The sequence below is a fragment of the Chryseobacterium rhizosphaerae genome (genome assembly GCF_003385455.1).
Taxonomy (GTDB): domain Bacteria; phylum Bacteroidota; class Bacteroidia; order Flavobacteriales; family Weeksellaceae; genus Chryseobacterium; species Chryseobacterium rhizosphaerae.
Window position 1 is genome coordinate 247,128 of the sequence record NZ_QNUF01000001.1, and the last position, 15,803, is coordinate 262,930.

General features: G+C 37.5%; 12 protein-coding genes. All 12 read left to right on the forward strand.

What is annotated here, in order from left to right; translation table 11 throughout:
- Window positions 1-123 precede the first annotated feature (123 nt).
- The 12 genes from rpoB (at window position 124) to DRF57_RS01160 (ending at window position 15,712) form a co-directional block, all read left to right on the forward strand.
- Complete coding sequence (gene rpoB, locus DRF57_RS01105) at window positions 124-3,945, forward strand: DNA-directed RNA polymerase subunit beta (protein ID WP_047493594.1); 3,822 nt, start codon at window positions 124-126, stop codon at window positions 3,943-3,945.
- A gap of 121 nt (window positions 3,946-4,066) precedes the next feature.
- Entirely contained in the window at window positions 4,067-8,329 is a 4,263-nt protein-coding gene (gene rpoC, locus DRF57_RS01110; protein ID WP_047493597.1) for a DNA-directed RNA polymerase subunit beta', read from the forward strand.
- 87 nt (window positions 8,330-8,416) lie between these two features.
- Window positions 8,417-8,722, forward strand: a complete 306-nt coding sequence (locus tag DRF57_RS01115; protein WP_002976436.1) for a DUF3467 domain-containing protein — start codon at window positions 8,417-8,419, stop codon at window positions 8,720-8,722.
- A gap of 171 nt (window positions 8,723-8,893) precedes the next feature.
- Window positions 8,894-9,544, forward strand: coding sequence for a Crp/Fnr family transcriptional regulator (locus tag DRF57_RS01120; RefSeq protein ID WP_115916412.1), 651 nt, complete (start codon window positions 8,894-8,896; stop codon window positions 9,542-9,544).
- 126 nt (window positions 9,545-9,670) lie between these two features.
- Window positions 9,671-10,513, forward strand: a complete 843-nt coding sequence (locus tag DRF57_RS01125; RefSeq protein WP_047493602.1) for a DUF5777 family beta-barrel protein — start codon at window positions 9,671-9,673, stop codon at window positions 10,511-10,513.
- Between the two features lies 1 nt (window position 10,514).
- Complete coding sequence (locus DRF57_RS01130; RefSeq protein ID WP_228406087.1) at window positions 10,515-10,862, forward strand: hypothetical protein; 348 nt, start codon at window positions 10,515-10,517, stop codon at window positions 10,860-10,862.
- A 10-nt stretch (window positions 10,863-10,872) separates the two neighbouring features.
- Window positions 10,873-11,418, forward strand: a complete 546-nt coding sequence (locus DRF57_RS01135; protein WP_047493610.1) for a YceI family protein — start codon at window positions 10,873-10,875, stop codon at window positions 11,416-11,418.
- Entirely contained in the window at window positions 11,415-11,939 is a 525-nt protein-coding gene (locus DRF57_RS01140; RefSeq protein WP_115916414.1) for an ankyrin repeat domain-containing protein, read from the forward strand. The genes DRF57_RS01135 and DRF57_RS01140 overlap by 4 nt, the downstream gene beginning before the upstream one ends.
- A 1-nt stretch (window position 11,940) precedes the next feature.
- Window positions 11,941-12,687: a T9SS type A sorting domain-containing protein gene (locus DRF57_RS01145; protein ID WP_115916416.1), complete on the forward strand. Its 747-nt coding sequence runs from the start codon at window positions 11,941-11,943 to the stop codon at window positions 12,685-12,687.
- Between the two features lie 214 nt (window positions 12,688-12,901).
- Window positions 12,902-14,599 (forward strand): hypothetical protein, encoded by a 1,698-nt coding sequence (locus DRF57_RS01150; RefSeq protein WP_115916418.1) that lies wholly within the window; start codon window positions 12,902-12,904, stop codon window positions 14,597-14,599.
- A gap of 138 nt (window positions 14,600-14,737) precedes the next feature.
- Complete coding sequence (locus DRF57_RS01155) at window positions 14,738-15,337, forward strand: GrpB family protein (RefSeq protein WP_115916420.1); 600 nt, start codon at window positions 14,738-14,740, stop codon at window positions 15,335-15,337.
- A 12-nt stretch (window positions 15,338-15,349) separates the two neighbouring features.
- On the forward strand, window positions 15,350-15,712 hold the full coding sequence (locus DRF57_RS01160) for a cytidine deaminase family protein (protein ID WP_115916422.1): 363 nt from the start codon (window positions 15,350-15,352) through the stop codon (window positions 15,710-15,712).
- Window positions 15,713-15,803: the final 91 nt, after the last annotated feature.

Genomic DNA, 15,803 nt, shown 5'->3' on the forward strand with positions numbered 1-15,803 from the left:
AATAAAGACTATTTCTAATAGCGCCAAACATTTGAAGTCTTTGATCTTTTCTCTGTTTCTCCCTTCTATTCCTGATATTTTTTAATAAATCAAAATATTTTTTAACCCTTTCTTAAAAGTTTTATGAGTAAAACAAAATCAACAACTCAAGGAAATCCGAGAATTAATTTCTCATCAGCGAAAGGAAAAATCATCACTCCAGACTTCTTGGACATCCAAATCGAGTCTTTCAGAGAATTTTTCCAGCTTGATACACTTCCTGAAGCCAGAAAGACAGAAGCTCTTTACAAGACCTTCCAAGAGAATTTTCCAATTACCGATTCTAGAAATCAATTCGTATTGGAATTCCTTGACTATCTGGTAGATTCTCCACGTTATTCAATTGATGAGTGTGTGGAAAGAGGTCTGACGTATTCAGTGCCTCTAAAAGCAAGACTTAAATTATATTGTACTGACCCGGAACACGAAGATTTCCAAACGGTGGTTCAGGATGTATATTTAGGTCCGGTTCCTTATATGACGCCTAGTGGATCTTTCATCATCAATGGTGCTGAGAGAGTTATTGTTACGCAGCTTCACCGTTCACCTGGTGTATTCTTCGGACAGACTTACCACGCGAATGGAACCAAACTATACTATTCAAGAATTATTCCTTTCAAAGGATCTTGGATGGAATTTACAACAGATATCAACAGCGTAATGTACGCGTATATCGACCGTAAGAAAAAGTTACCATTAACAACTTTATTAAGAGCTATCGGTTACGAATCTGATAAGGATATCCTTCAGATCTTCGACCTTGCTGAAGAAGTGAAAGTTTCTAAAGCTGCCCTTAAAAAAGTGGAAGGGAGAACATTGGCTGCGAGAGTATTGAACACTTGGTTCGAAGATTTCGTAGACGAAGATACAGGTGAGGTAGTTTCTATTGAAAGAAACGAAATCATCTTGGATAGAGAAACGATTCTTGAAAAAGAACATTTAGATCTTATCCTGGATGCTGGTGTGAAATCTATTTTGATCCACAAAGAAAACAGCAATGAATTCTCTATCATCCAGAATACATTACAGAAAGACCCTACTAACTCTGAGAAAGAAGCAGTAGAGTACATCTATCGTCAGTTAAGAAATGCAGATCCACCAGATGAGGAAACAGCAAGAGGAATTATTGAAAAATTATTCTTCTCTGAGCAGAGATACTCTCTTGGTGAAGTAGGACGTTACAGATTGAATAAAAAATTAAGTCTAAACATCCCAACTACAACTGAAGTTCTTACAAAAGAAGATATCATTGCGATTGTAAGACACTTAATTGAGTTAGTAAACTCAAAAACGGATGTTGATGATATTGACCACTTATCAAACAGAAGAATTAAAACTGTTGGTGAGCAGTTAGCAGGACAGTTCGGTGTAGGTCTTTCAAGAATTGCAAGAACAATTAAGGAAAGAATGAACGTTAGAGATAACGAAATCTTTACTCCACTTGATCTTGTAAATGCTAAGACATTAACATCAGTAATCAACTCGTTCTTTGGTACCAACCAGCTTTCTCAGTTCATGGACCAAACCAACCCTCTATCAGAGATCACTCACAAGAGAAGATTATCTGCACTAGGGCCTGGTGGTTTATCAAGAGAAAGAGCAGGTTTCGAGGTTCGTGACGTTCACCATACACACTACGGAAGAATTTGTCCGATTGAAACTCCGGAAGGACCAAACATCGGTTTGATTTCATCTTTAGGTATTTATGCGAAAATCAACAGACTAGGTTTCATCGAAACTCCATATAGAAAAGTAGAAGACAGTAAGATTAATCTTAATGCAGATCCTATTTATCTTAATGCTGAGGACGAAGAAGATAAAGTAATTGCTCAGGCAAACGTTGAATTGAACGATAGCGGAGAATTCTTAACAGACAGAATTATTGCCAGACTGGATGGTGACTACCCTGTAGTTGAGCCAGCTCAGGTAAATCTTATCGACGTTGCACCAAACCAGATCTCTGGTATTTCCGCTTCATTGATTCCATTCCTGGAGCATGATGATGCGAACCGTGCGTTGATGGGATCCAACATGATGCGTCAGGCAGTTCCTCTATTGAAGCCACAAGCTCCAATCGTAGGTACAGGTCTGGAACAACAAGTTGCGAAAGATTCAAGAATTTTGATCAATGCAGAAGGTACAGGTACTGTAGAGTATGTGGATGCTGACAAGATCACTATTAAATACGAAAGAAGTGAAGACGAAGATTTAGTACAATTTGAGTCTGCTACTAAAACATACAACCTTACTAAGTTTAGAAAAACTAACCAGAGTACAACTATTACCCTAAGACCAAACGTAAGAGTAGGTGATGTAGTGGAAAAAGGACAGGTACTTTGTGACGGTTATGCTACTGAAAAAGGAGAATTAGCTCTTGGTAGAAACTTAGTGGTAGCGTTCATGCCTTGGAAAGGATACAACTTTGAGGATGCAATTGTAATCAACGAAAAAGTTGTACGTGAAGACTGGTTTACTTCAATCCACGTAGATGAATATTCTCTTGAAGTTCGTGATACCAAATTAGGTATGGAAGAGCTTACAGCAGATATTCCAAACGTTTCTGAAGAAGCTACTAAAGATCTTGACGAGAACGGTATGATCAGAATCGGTGCTGAAGTGAAGCCTGGAGATATCATGATTGGTAAAATTACTCCAAAAGGTGAATCTGATCCGACTCCTGAAGAAAAACTTCTTAGAGCAATCTTTGGTGATAAAGCTGGTGATGTAAAAGATGCATCATTAAAAGCTGACTCTTCATTAAGAGGGGTGGTGATCAACAAGAAATTGTTCTCAAGAAACATTAAAGACAAAAAGAAAAGAACTGAAGAAAAACTTAAACTTGAAGAGATTGAAAACACTTACAAGGCTAAGTTTGACGAGTTGAGAAATACTTTAATTGAAAAATTAAATACACTGGTAAGCGGTAAAACTTCTCAAGGGGTACAAAATGACCTTGACGAAGAAATCATCGGTAAAGGTGTGAAATTCACTCACAAATTATTGACTTCAGTTGAAGATTATGTAAACGTTAGCGGTTCAGACTGGACAGTAGACGCTGATAAAAATGAATTGATCAAACAATTGATTCACAATTACAAAATCAAATTTAACGACATTCAGGGAGTTAAAAACCGTGAGAAATTTGCTATTTCAATCGGAGATGAGCTTCCAGCAGGGATCATGAAATTGGCTAAAGTTTACATCGCTAAGAAACGTAAACTGAATGTAGGGGATAAAATGGCAGGACGTCACGGTAACAAAGGTATCGTTTCAAGAATCGTTCGTGAAGAAGATATGCCATTCCTTGAAGACGGAACACCAGTAGATATCGTATTGAATCCACTAGGGGTACCTTCTCGTATGAACATCGGTCAGATCTATGAAACAGTTCTTGGATGGGCAGGTCAGAAATTAGGAATGAAGTTCGCTACACCAATCTTTGATGGAGCAACTCTTGACCAGATTACTGAATATACAGAAAAGGCAGGTCTTCCTAAATTTGGTAACACTCACCTTTATGATGGTGGTACCGGAGAAAGATTTACTCAGCCGGCTACTGTAGGTATTATCTACATGCTGAAACTAGGACACATGGTTGATGATAAGATGCACGCACGTTCTATTGGTCCTTACTCATTGATTACTCAGCAGCCGTTAGGAGGTAAAGCTCAGTTCGGTGGACAGAGATTTGGAGAGATGGAGGTTTGGGCTCTTGAAGCATTCGGAGCATCAAATATTCTAAGAGAAATCTTAACTGTGAAGTCGGATGACGTGATTGGTAGAGCAAAAACTTATGAAGCAATTGCAAAAGGTGAATCTATGCCTGAACCAGGTATCCCGGAATCATTTAACGTATTACTTCACGAGTTACAAGGTCTTGGATTAGACGTAAGATTGGAAGAGTAAGATATCAGATATCAGACACTGGTTGTCAGATTATGCGACTCTAAAAATTTTATAATCCTTGAATTTGGAATGATGATTTCGTCTGAAATCTGAACTCTGAAATCTAAAATCTAAAAAAATTATGTCAAATAAAAATAAAACAAGTAGATTTAATAAAATAACCATTGGTTTAGCTTCACCAGAGTCTATTTTACAGGACTCAAGAGGAGAGGTTTTAAAACCAGAAACTATTAACTACAGAACTCACAAACCTGAAAGAGACGGATTATTCTGTGAGAAAATCTTTGGTCCTGTAAAGGATTACGAATGTGCTTGTGGTAAATATAAGAGAATTCGTTACAAAGGGATCGTTTGTGACCGTTGTGGTGTAGAAGTTACCGAGAAAAAAGTAAGAAGAGAAAGAATCGGACATATCGGTTTGGTTGTTCCTATTGCTCACATCTGGTACTTCCGTTCATTACCAAACAAAATCGGATACCTTCTTGGAATCCCTTCTAAGAAATTAGATATGATCATCTACTACGAAAGATATGTAGTGATCCAACAGGGTATTGCCAAAAAATTAGATGGTTCTGATTTTGAAAATATGGAATTCTTAACAGAAGAAGAGTACCTTGACATTATGGAAACTCTTCCTGTAGAAAACCAGTATCTTGATGATTCTGATCCGAACAAATTCATCGCCAGAATGGGTGCTGAAGCTGTGGAAGATCTATTAAAGAGAATTGATCTTGATGCATTATCTTTTGACTTAAGACACAAAGCTCATAACGAAGGTTCTAAGCAAAGAAGAACTGAAGCACTGAAAAGATTGAACGTTGTAGAAGCATTGAGAGGTGCCAATACAAGAATGATCAACAGACCAGAGTGGATGATTATGCGTGTGCTGCCTGTTATACCACCAGAACTAAGACCATTAGTTCCATTGGATGGAGGACGTTTCGCTACTTCTGACCTTAATGACCTTTATAGAAGAGTTATTATCAGAAATAACCGTTTGAAGAGATTATTGGAGATTAAAGCTCCTGAAGTAATCTTGAGAAACGAGAAGCGTATGCTTCAGGAATCTGTAGATTCATTATTCGATAACACAAGAAAATCTTCTGCAGTAAAATCTGAATCAAACAGACCATTGAAATCACTTTCTGATTCATTGAAAGGTAAGCAAGGTCGTTTCCGTCAGAACTTACTAGGGAAAAGGGTTGACTACTCTGCGCGTTCGGTAATTGTTGTAGGTCCAAACTTACAGCTTCACGAATGTGGTATTCCTAAAGATATGGCAGCTGAACTTTACAAACCGTTTATCATCAGAAAACTGATCGAGAGAGGAATTGTAAAAACTGTGAAATCTGCAAAGAGAATTATCGACAGAAAAGAGCCTGTAGTATATGATATCCTTGAAAACGTGATGAAAGGTCACCCTGTTCTACTGAACAGAGCACCTACGCTTCACAGACTGGGGATTCAGGCTTTCCAACCTAAGATGATCGAAGGTAAGGCAATCCAGCTACACCCGTTAGTAACAACAGCATTCAACGCCGATTTCGATGGTGACCAGATGGCGGTACACTTACCGTTAGGACCAGAAGCGATCCTTGAAGCGCAGTTATTAATGTTAGGTTCTCAGAATATCTTGAACCCTGCAAACGGTTCTCCAATTACAGTACCTTCTCAGGACATGGTTCTTGGTCTTTATTTCATGACTAAAGAATTGAGTTCTACAGAAGATATGAAAGTAAAAGGTGAAGGTCTTGCATTCTATTCTCCTGAGGAAGCAGAAATTGCTTATGCTGAAGGTAGAGTTTCTTTAAATGCTAAGGTAAGATGTAGACTACCTGTTAAAGAAGACGGAGTAATAGTAACAAGATTGATCGAAACTTCTGTAGGTAGAATTTTATTCAACCAGATTGTACCTAAACAATCAGGATATATCAATGAACTTCTTACTAAGAAATCATTGAGAAACGTTATTGGTAAGATCCTTGCCGATACGGATTTCCCTACTACTGTGAAGTTCCTTGATGCAATGAAAGACTTAGGGTATTCAAATGCATTCAAAGGAGGTCTATCGTTCTCTCTTGGAGATATCGTAGTACCTGTAGAGAAAAAGCAGATGATTGCTACTTCAATTGAAACTGTAGACGAAATTAGAGCTAACTATAACATGGGTCTAATTACCGATACAGAACGTTATAACCAGGTAATTGACGTTTGGACTAACACCAACGCTGGATTAACTGAAATGATCATGAGCAGAATGAAAACCGACCAAGGTGGTTTCAACTCTGTGTATATGATGCTTGACTCTGGGGCGAGGGGTTCTAAAGAACAGATCCGTCAGTTATCAGGGATGAGAGGTTTGATGGCGAAACCGCAAAAAGCTGGTTCTACCGGTGCGGAGATCATCGAAAACCCGATCCTTGCAAACTTTAAGGAAGGTCTTTCGATCTTAGAGTACTTTATCTCTACTCACGGTGCTCGTAAGGGTCTTGCGGATACCGCTCTTAAGACAGCCGATGCTGGTTACCTAACGAGAAGATTGGTAGACGTTGCACAGGACGTTATCGTTACAGAAGATGACTGTGGAACACTTAGAGGAACAGAAGTTACTGCACTTAAGAAAAATGACGAGATCGTTGAAAGAATCTCTGAAAGAATCTTAGGTAGAGTATCTCTTCATAATATCTATGACCCTGAAACTGACGAGCTTATTGCTAGTGCAGATCAGGTAATCATTGAAGAATTGGCAAAAAGAATTGAAGAAGCTGGATTAGAAGCTGTTGAGGTTCGTTCGCCATTAACTTGTGAAGCTAAGAAAGGGATCTGTGCGAAATGTTACGGTAGAAACTTAGCAACAGGTAAAGTGATCCATATGGGTGAAGCGGTAGGTGTAATTGCAGCACAATCAATTGGGGAACCAGGTACTCAGCTTACGTTGAGAACCTTCCACCAAGGGGGTACTGCAGGAAACGTATCAGAAAACCCATCTATTGTAGCTAGAAGAGATGGTATCGTTGAAATGGATGATGTAAGAACAATTACTTCTGAAGATGAAAACGGTAATACAGCTGAGGTAGTAGTTTCCCGTTCAACGGAATTCAGATTAGTTGCTGCGGAGTCTAAAACTCCATTAATGATAGCTAACGTACCTTACGGATCTATATTATCTGTAAAACCAGGTGATAAAGTGAAGAAAGGAGATACCATCTGTAGATGGGATCCGTATAACGCGGTTATCATTGCTGAAACTTCTGGTAAGGTAGAATATGAAGATATTATCCAGGGTATTTCATTCCAGCTTGAAATTGACGAACAAACAGGATTCGAAGAGAAAGTAATCTCTGAATCTAGAAATAAGAAAGCCGTACCTACCTTGAAGGTGGTAGATTCTAAAGGAGTTGAGCAAAGAGCATACAACTTACCGGTAGGAGCCCACTTAATGGTAAATGATGGTGAAAAAATTAAGGCTGGTAAGGTCTTAATCAAAATCCCAAGAAAATCTGCAAAAGCAGGGGATATCACCGGAGGTCTTCCAAGAGTTACCGAATTATTCGAAGCAAGAAACCCTTCAAACCCAGCGGTTGTTACTGAAATCGACGGGGTAGTTTCTTACGGAAAAATTAAGAGAGGTAACCGAGAATTGATTGTAGAAGCTAAAACTGGAGAAAGAAAGATTTACCTGGTAAAACTTTCTAACCAGATCTTGGTTCAGGAGAATGACTTCGTAAGAGCTGGTTCTCCACTATCTGACGGTTCTATCACACCGGATGATATCTTAAGAATCAAGGGCCCAACTGCGGTTCAGGAATACTTAGTAAATGAGATTCAGGAAGTTTACCGTCTTCAGGGGGTAAAAATTGATGATAAGCACTTTGAAATTATCGTAAGACAGATGATGACAAAAGTATCTATCGTGGATGGAGGTGATACTCAATTCCTTGAAGGAGCTCTGGAACATAAGTATGACTTCTTGGAAGAGAACAACAGAGTATTTGGTCTTAAAGTAGTAGTAGAGGCTGGTGATTCTAAAGAATTCAGACCAGGTCAGATGATTACTGCAAGAGAATTAAGAGATGAAAACTCTAAGCTAAGACGTGAAGATCAAAACTTGGTAGAAGTAAGAGAAGCACTTCCTGCTACAGCAACGCCTGTATTGCAAGGTATCACAAGAGCGGCTCTTCAGACTAAGTCATTCATGTCTGCAGCATCATTCCAGGAAACAACGAAGGTTCTAAATGAAGCGGCTGTTGCTGGAAAAATTGATGCCCTTAGTGGTCTTAAAGAAAATGTAATTGTAGGGCACAGAATCCCTGCAGGTACAGGTCTTAAAGAATATCAGAATGTTATTGTAGGTTCTAAGAAAGAATTCGAAGACCTTAACTAAAATTAATGATTTGAAATTTGAGGTTTGGATTTATTTTTATATTTTCACAATCTCAAATTTCGAATTTAAAAAACATAATTTATAACAATGGACAACAATCAAAATCCACAAGACGGAAACATCAACATCGAATTAAACGAAATGGTAGCTGCTGGTATCTATGCTAATTTAGCTTTAGTAAACCACTCTCCATCTGAGTTCGTAGTAGATTTCATCCAATTAATGCCGGGGGTACAGCAAGCTAAAGTAAGATCAAGAGTAATTCTTGCTCCACTTCACGCTAAGAGAGTTTTAAACGCTCTTCAACAGAACATCGCTAACTATGAGCAGCAGTTCGGAGAAATCAAAGAAGTTGAGCCTTTCGTATTAGGAGGAAACAACGTTCAAGCGTAAGATTTCTTTTACAATAAATACATGCCCCAATGAAAATTGGGGCATTTTTTATGTTATATATTACGGTTAAAAATACGTCCTACTATTTATAACACAACTTTAATGATACCAAATCATCATAACAATGATCCAATTTTATATATTTGAATATTACATTTTGATAAAATTGATATGACAGATAATGTGTTTATTCTAGATAAATTTGGTTTTCTTGGAAAAGTTTTTTTAAGTGAACTCCAACAGCATGCTGTTATTGTTGATATAAAAGCAAAAACAGAAATCATAAGAGAAGGCCAGAAAAATAAATATGTACCCTTTCTGATAAAAGGTTCTATTAAAGTTTTCACTCTTAATGACGGTAGAGAACTTATCTATTATTTTATTAAGCCTAGTGACAGCTGCCTGATGACTTTCTCTTCTATTTTTACAGATTATGTAAGCCGAGTATTTGCCGTAGCTGAAGAAGAATCTGAAGCCTTATTGATTCCTGTTTCTGTGATGCATGAGTGGCTGATCAGGTTTCCAGAGATCAATAAATTATTTTATCGTGAGTATGACAGACGTTTTTCGGAAGTCATGAATATGGTCAACGATGCTGTTTTTCATAGACTGGACAAAAGGGTACTGAATTATATTAAACAGCAGATTACCAGTACCGGAAGAAATCCTTTAAAAATTACCCATCGTGAAATTGCAAGCAGTCTTGGTACTTCAAGAGAAGTGGTAAGCAGAGTGTTAAAAAAAATAGAGAGTGACGGAGAGATCCTGCAGACGAAAGAAGGGATCAAAGTTGCTGTAAATGAAAATGTTAGACTAATCTAATTTATAATGTTTCAAAAGTTTTTGTTATATGATTGATAAAAACAATGTCTTTGGTGACTTTTATCACATAATTTTGAATTGAGAACTTGATAAGTTTGTCATATGATAATTTAATTCAAATTGTATATGACAAAAGCTCTCTTATTTTTGTCAGTATTTTCATCAGGTTTTGCCTTTGCACAGGAAGATCTGTTGAAAGATATTGATACTATTAAAACCGATACGGAATTTTCACAACCTGCTTTCAAAGCATTACAGATTGTTACAGGACAATCTACAAAGCTTGCCGCCAAAAAAGAATGGTACATTATTGTAGCCCATAGATTTGGTGATGTAAGCACAGGATTTAAAAACTTTTTTGGACTGGATAACGCCTCCACAAAATTAGGCGTGATTTATGGTATCAGCGATGCTATCTCTGTGAGTTTGTCAAGGGAAACAAATATGAAAACCTTTGAAGGTGCTGCCAAGTACAGGCTGATAAGACAGAATGATGATTTTCCGGTAGATATTGTTGGGTATAATGTGATGGGTGTAAATACGGATCTTAGTAAGGACAACTATCCGTTTCTTAAATTCAACGACAGACTTTCTTATCTTACCCAGGCTTTAATTTCAAGACGATTTAACGATAAACTTTCACTGCAACTTACCCCTTCATATGTTCATAAGAATCTGTATGAGCCTAAAAATGAAGATAAAAACCAATTTTTAGCAGGGTTAGGAGGACGCTATAAAATTTCAAAGAGAGTTTCTGTAAATGCAGAATATTTTGTGAATTTTGACAATCACAGTTTCTATAAAAACCCTCTTTCTTTAGGAGTGGATATAGAAACCGGGGGACATGTGTTCCAGCTTTTATTTTCGAACTCCCAGATTAATTCAGATATAGGATATCTTACCAATGCATCAGGTGAATGGGGGAAAGGACATATTTTCTTTGGGTTTAATCTTTATAGAGTTTTTTAATATGAGAAAGTTAACATACCTCGTGCTCCTTTCATCAATAGGAATACTGAACTCCTGCGATAGCAGAACCTATGAAGAGATTTCAGATAATACCCCTATTACACTGCCAGTAAAATACACTGCCGATGTAAAACCGATTATAGACAACAATTGTATCGGCTGTCACTCTGCAGGTAGTTTTAAACCTTTAGTGACCTACGATCAGGCAAAGAATAATATAGATGGAATCCTGGACCGGATCCAAAGACCAAACGGTGACCCTGAAAAAATGCCTAAAGGAGGATCCCTGTCGGCAACACAAATTAATATTTTCATCAAATGGAAAGCTGATGGATTAACTGAAAATTAAAAAATTTGATATGAAAAAAATAATATTAATCAGCGCATCACTACTTTTTACCGGGTATGCTTCAGCACAGAAATACAGCTCTAAAACGGGTAAGGTAACTTTTGAAGCTTCAGTACCGTTATTTGAAGATGTATATGCCCAGGATGATAATAATCTGGTAGTCTTCAATAGTGACACTGGAGAAATAGCATCGGTTTCAGCAGTTAAAAACTTTCATTTTAAAACAAAATTAATGGAAGAGCATTTTAATGAAAGCTATGCAGAAACAGCAAAGTATCCAAAGACTACTTTCAAAGGGAAAATTATCAGTTTTGATAAAACAAAACTGACGGCCAGCCCCCAGAAATATACAATCCAGGGAAGCCTTAATTTTCACGGAGTAGATAAAGCGATAGCTTCTACAGCCACTGTATATGCTAAAGACGGTAAAATTTATATGCAGGGAAATTTTATTGCAAGACCTGCAGATTATAAAGTGACAATTCCAAAGATGGTCACTAAAAAAATTGCAGAAAGCATCAATGTTGAATATAACTATATATTGATAAAACAATGAGAAATCTGATTTTATTATTAATGGTCTTCTTGGGCTCATTAGTATTTGCTCAGGAAAAAGCAAAGTCAATATTTGATATTGCGAGAAGTGGAACTGTCACTGAGGTACAGGAGATTATGAAGCAAAACCCGGATGTGATTAATCAAACCAATGAAAGCGGATTTTCACCACTTATTTTGGCCTGTTACAGAGGAAATGTAGAGGTGGCTAAATTTCTGATTGATCATGTAAAAGATGTGAATTATAAAAGTGACGAAGGGACAGCTTTATCGGGACTTTCGGTAAAATATAATAAAGATCTCGTAGAGCGTTTATTGAAGAAAAATGCTGATCCCAATATAGCTGATACTACAGGGTATACACCATTATTCTGGGCTGTGAAATTTGGAAACAAAGAATTGGTAGAGCTGCTGTTGAAGTACAACGCAGATAAAACAAAAAAAGATTCAATGGGAATGACCCCTTTTGAATATGCATTAAAAACAGATAAAAAAGACATTATTAACCTCTTAAAAAATTGATATGAAAAAACTTTTACTCACAGTAAGTATGGCTCTTGCCAATTTCGCATGGGCCCAGTTTTCATCTGGAACGGTAACCCTTCCGGCTACGGCCATGACGGTGAAATTAGACACTACGCCTACAGGAGCGACAATTACAGTGACAGGAGACAGCAGTTCAATGCTTGGAATTGGCTTTGGAAGTGTAGGAATGGCAGCGGGTTCCGATGGATTTATCTATAATTCCTCTTCCAACAGAGATTATACATTTCCTGGTCCTATGATGCCGCCGACAATTGACTCGTCACAGGATTGGACTCAAACTTCTAATACAGTATCAGGAAGCATAAGAACTGTGGTTGCTACAAGATCCCTATCTGGAAGTGCAGAAGATTTTGCCATTGCTAATGCCGCAGGGGCAATCAATATCTTCTATGCAAGAAAAACAGGTACAGGGATAGGGTATCATGATGCAGGAAGAGGGTATGCAACTTTAACAATGACGGCAAGCAACTTATCAACCAGCGAAGCTGCTGCTGAATCTAAGAAAGTAAGTCTTTATCCCAATCCTGCTAAAGAAACAATTAGTTTTAAAAACTTTGACCGTATCAAATCTATTGATATTTATGAAGCGGCAGGAAGAAAGATAAAATCTGTACAACCGAATAAAGAAACCATTAGCATTGAAGATCTGAAGTCGGGAATTTATTATTTTGAAATTCTATTGAAAGACGGAAGCATGTCTTATGAAAAACTGATTAAAGAGTAATTCAAAAAAAACACATCTACATATTATCAATAATACCTCTGATTTTTCGGAGGTATTATTCTATATGGAAATGATGAATTTTTTAATCTTTTTCAGGATGTTTAGATAAATGTGTAAAGAATAATAAAGAATTAACGAATAATTGTTTTTAAAGTGCATGATATTTTTATTTTTTTATCCTATTTTTAGGGCGTAAAAAAACTAATAACTTACAATGAAAACACGCACCACTTTTAAATTTGGGCAGATATTGCTATTTGCTTTTGGCGCCTTATTACTCTCTTTTCAGTATTCCTGTAAAGATGACCTAACTGAAATGCATAATGAAGCGGCTTTAGAGCAGAGTAACACTAACGCTTATGCCCGTTCATTTTCCGGGGATTCCATCGTTTTGAAAAATCCTTATTCTGTTGAAATCATGAAGACAGCTCTTGAACAGCTAAGAGCTAAAAACCCCAAACAAACTGCTGGATTTGAAGTACGCCCTTCACATCTTTACCTTAAATTCAATCCTAAAAATGAGGATGAGGTAGGGTTGCTGAAGCAGGATTCTACCATCCATTACTTCGATTACAGATTGGATGCTGAATATGCAGAAGGATTCCTTGAAAACAGAGCTCCGGACAGAGACTCTATTCCAGTTTATTATACTGCAGTTCCGGTAGGAAAAGTCCTTCCTGCAGTTGAACATGAAGTTCTGAGCGAATTGTATATCCCAGAGCAGGATCCTTATTTTTCCGATATTGATGATATAGAACGCTATGAAGTTACTGGAAAGTTAGCCAGTAAAACGGATCTGTTTAATAACCTTTTATACTTAGCCTATGAGCTTACAGGGAATGAAGAAGATCTCCTTACCGATGATTCTACCCCACAGGCAAAATGGATCTTTGGGAAAAAATGGTATCCAAGTGGAAGAATTCAGGTCAAAGATGATATTTTAGATGTAGTACCGGTAACCGGAGCTCAGGTATTGATGAGGCAGTGGTTTACTGTAGCCCGGGGAATCACAGACGGAAATGGATATTTCTCCACTTCCTCTGTACGTGGAAAAGCAAAATATGTTATCCAATGGGAAAGATATAACTATAGTGTGAGAAACGGATCTATTTTCCAGGCAGAAATGAAAGGGCCCAATGTGAAACAGCAGGCATGGTATCCTGTTATTGATGGAGGAGAAGATGAGTATCACGCTCTGATACACCAGGCAGCACATGATTTCTATTATGGATATAGATTTGGACTGACTTCTCCACCTATGAATAATCATATCTATAATTTTGGAAGACAGAGCCAGATCAAGATTGCAGCCCGCAAGACAGCTCCGTGGGGAGTACCTTCTTCTTATTCTCACATCAGAAGTGAACTTACTTTTGGTTTATCAGCCCAGATCCATATTAAAGCTTATGGAAGATTGTCTGATATGGTGTACGGAACAACCATTCATGAATTGAGCCATGCACTGCATTCCATTATAGACAGATCGGCGTATAATGACATTTGCCAGGATTCATTCCTGTCTTTCAATTCTGCAGTTAAAAACCGAAACCGAAGACTGCTTGAAAGCTGGCCAACTACTGTGGAAACTTTAATGACATTGGAAAGGTATAAAAGAATAAGAGGATATGCCGTTTATAGATCTACCGGTTCCAATAACTTCCAGAACCGTACCATCAGTGCCGAAAATCATTATACTTCAGGTGGATATGATATGATTGACGGGCATAATCAGAATGGTATGTATGGAGTAGGATATCCTGCCGACAGAGTGACCGGATATACGGCTTCACAGCTGGAACAGGCTCTTAAAGGGTCGAGAAACTGGTATCAGTGGAGAGATAAAATAAAGAATAACTATTCTAATCCTACCAGTATATATCTGGATGAACTTTTTGCCAACTGGCCGGATTAATCACATTATAAATATTTTCAATAATACCTCTGATTTTTCAGAGGTATTATTATTTTATTTGGTAGCTTAAAATCTTAAAAGGCTTAATTTTAAAGGGATTGGTTGATTTTTTATATATTTGTGTATAGCCAGACTCCCATGAAAATTACCTTTGAAAAATACAATCCTTTCTGGAAAAAACAATTTGAAACAATTAAAAATGAGTTGAAGGACAGTATTGGTTTTTTGAATCCACAAATTGAACATATCGGGAGTACATCCGTGGAAAACTTATCTGCAAAACCTGTGATAGACATTATGATTGGAGTGAAAAATGAAGAGGAGCTGGATAAGATTCCTCCGTTATTGCGGGGACAGGATTATGTTTATTATCAGAAGTATAACGAGGAAATGCCATACCGTCGTTTCTTTATTAAGCTTATAGATCAGCCTCAGAATCTAGGATTTCCGGAAATAATTAATGCTGGAGATGAAATTCCTGAAGGAATTCACGATCATAAGCTTCGTACTGCCCATATTCATGCAATTCCCACTTCCTCTGAACATTGGCTTCGCCATATCGCGTTTCGGGATTACTTGCGGACCCATCCTGAAGTGAAAGATGAATATCAGCAACTAAAAGAATATTTGAGTGAAAAAGAATGGCATGACGGGAATGATTATAATGAAGGAAAAGATCCATTTATCAAGAGAGAAGAACGAAAGGCTGTTGAGTGGTATTTGGAACACCGAAAATAAAGAATTAATGCAATGAAAAAAGACTTAAAAGAAATCGCAGGCCAATTGGCAAAAACCAAGAGACTGAATGATTTTATAGAATATGGAGGAGTTGCCGCAGCTATTGAAACTACCAACGGAAATGTATATACCGGAATCAGTATAGATACAGCCTGTTCTATGGGATTTTGTGCGGAACACAGTGCTGTGGCTGAAATGCTGAAAAATGGAGAGCATAAGATCAAAGCCGTAGTAGCAGTAGGAAATGATGGCAATGCCGTGCCACCCTGTGGACGCTGCAGGGAATTGATGAGCCAGCTATCCAAAGAAAACCTCAATGCTGTGATAGAAGTGAAAAACGGAATATTTGTAACCTTAAAAGAATTAATGCCTTAGGACTGGAAAGAAAATGGTAATAATTATCATATCATAAAATCAGAAGTAACAACTAAGGAAGTAATGCTAATCATCTTGGAATTGTATATTT

Bases quoted from the DNA above. Each gene is read 5' to 3' on its own strand.
- rpoB (WP_047493594.1), top strand. From the start codon at position 124: ATGAGTAAAACAAAATCAACAACTCAAGGAAATCCGAGAATTAATTTC.
- rpoC (WP_047493597.1), top strand. From the start codon at position 4,067: ATGTCAAATAAAAATAAAACAAGTAGATTTAATAAAATAACCATTGGT.
- DRF57_RS01115 (WP_002976436.1), top strand. From the start codon at position 8,417: ATGGACAACAATCAAAATCCACAAGACGGAAACATCAACATCGAATTA.
- DRF57_RS01120 (WP_115916412.1), top strand. From the start codon at position 8,894: ATGACAGATAATGTGTTTATTCTAGATAAATTTGGTTTTCTTGGAAAA.
- DRF57_RS01125 (WP_047493602.1), top strand. From the start codon at position 9,671: ATGACAAAAGCTCTCTTATTTTTGTCAGTATTTTCATCAGGTTTTGCC.
- DRF57_RS01130 (WP_228406087.1), top strand. From the start codon at position 10,515: ATGAGAAAGTTAACATACCTCGTGCTCCTTTCATCAATAGGAATACTG.
- DRF57_RS01135 (WP_047493610.1), top strand. From the start codon at position 10,873: ATGAAAAAAATAATATTAATCAGCGCATCACTACTTTTTACCGGGTAT.
- DRF57_RS01140 (WP_115916414.1), top strand. From the start codon at position 11,415: ATGAGAAATCTGATTTTATTATTAATGGTCTTCTTGGGCTCATTAGTA.
- DRF57_RS01145 (WP_115916416.1), top strand. From the start codon at position 11,941: ATGAAAAAACTTTTACTCACAGTAAGTATGGCTCTTGCCAATTTCGCA.
- DRF57_RS01150 (WP_115916418.1), top strand. From the start codon at position 12,902: ATGAAAACACGCACCACTTTTAAATTTGGGCAGATATTGCTATTTGCT.
- DRF57_RS01155 (WP_115916420.1), top strand. From the start codon at position 14,738: ATGAAAATTACCTTTGAAAAATACAATCCTTTCTGGAAAAAACAATTT.
- DRF57_RS01160 (WP_115916422.1), top strand. From the start codon at position 15,350: ATGAAAAAAGACTTAAAAGAAATCGCAGGCCAATTGGCAAAAACCAAG.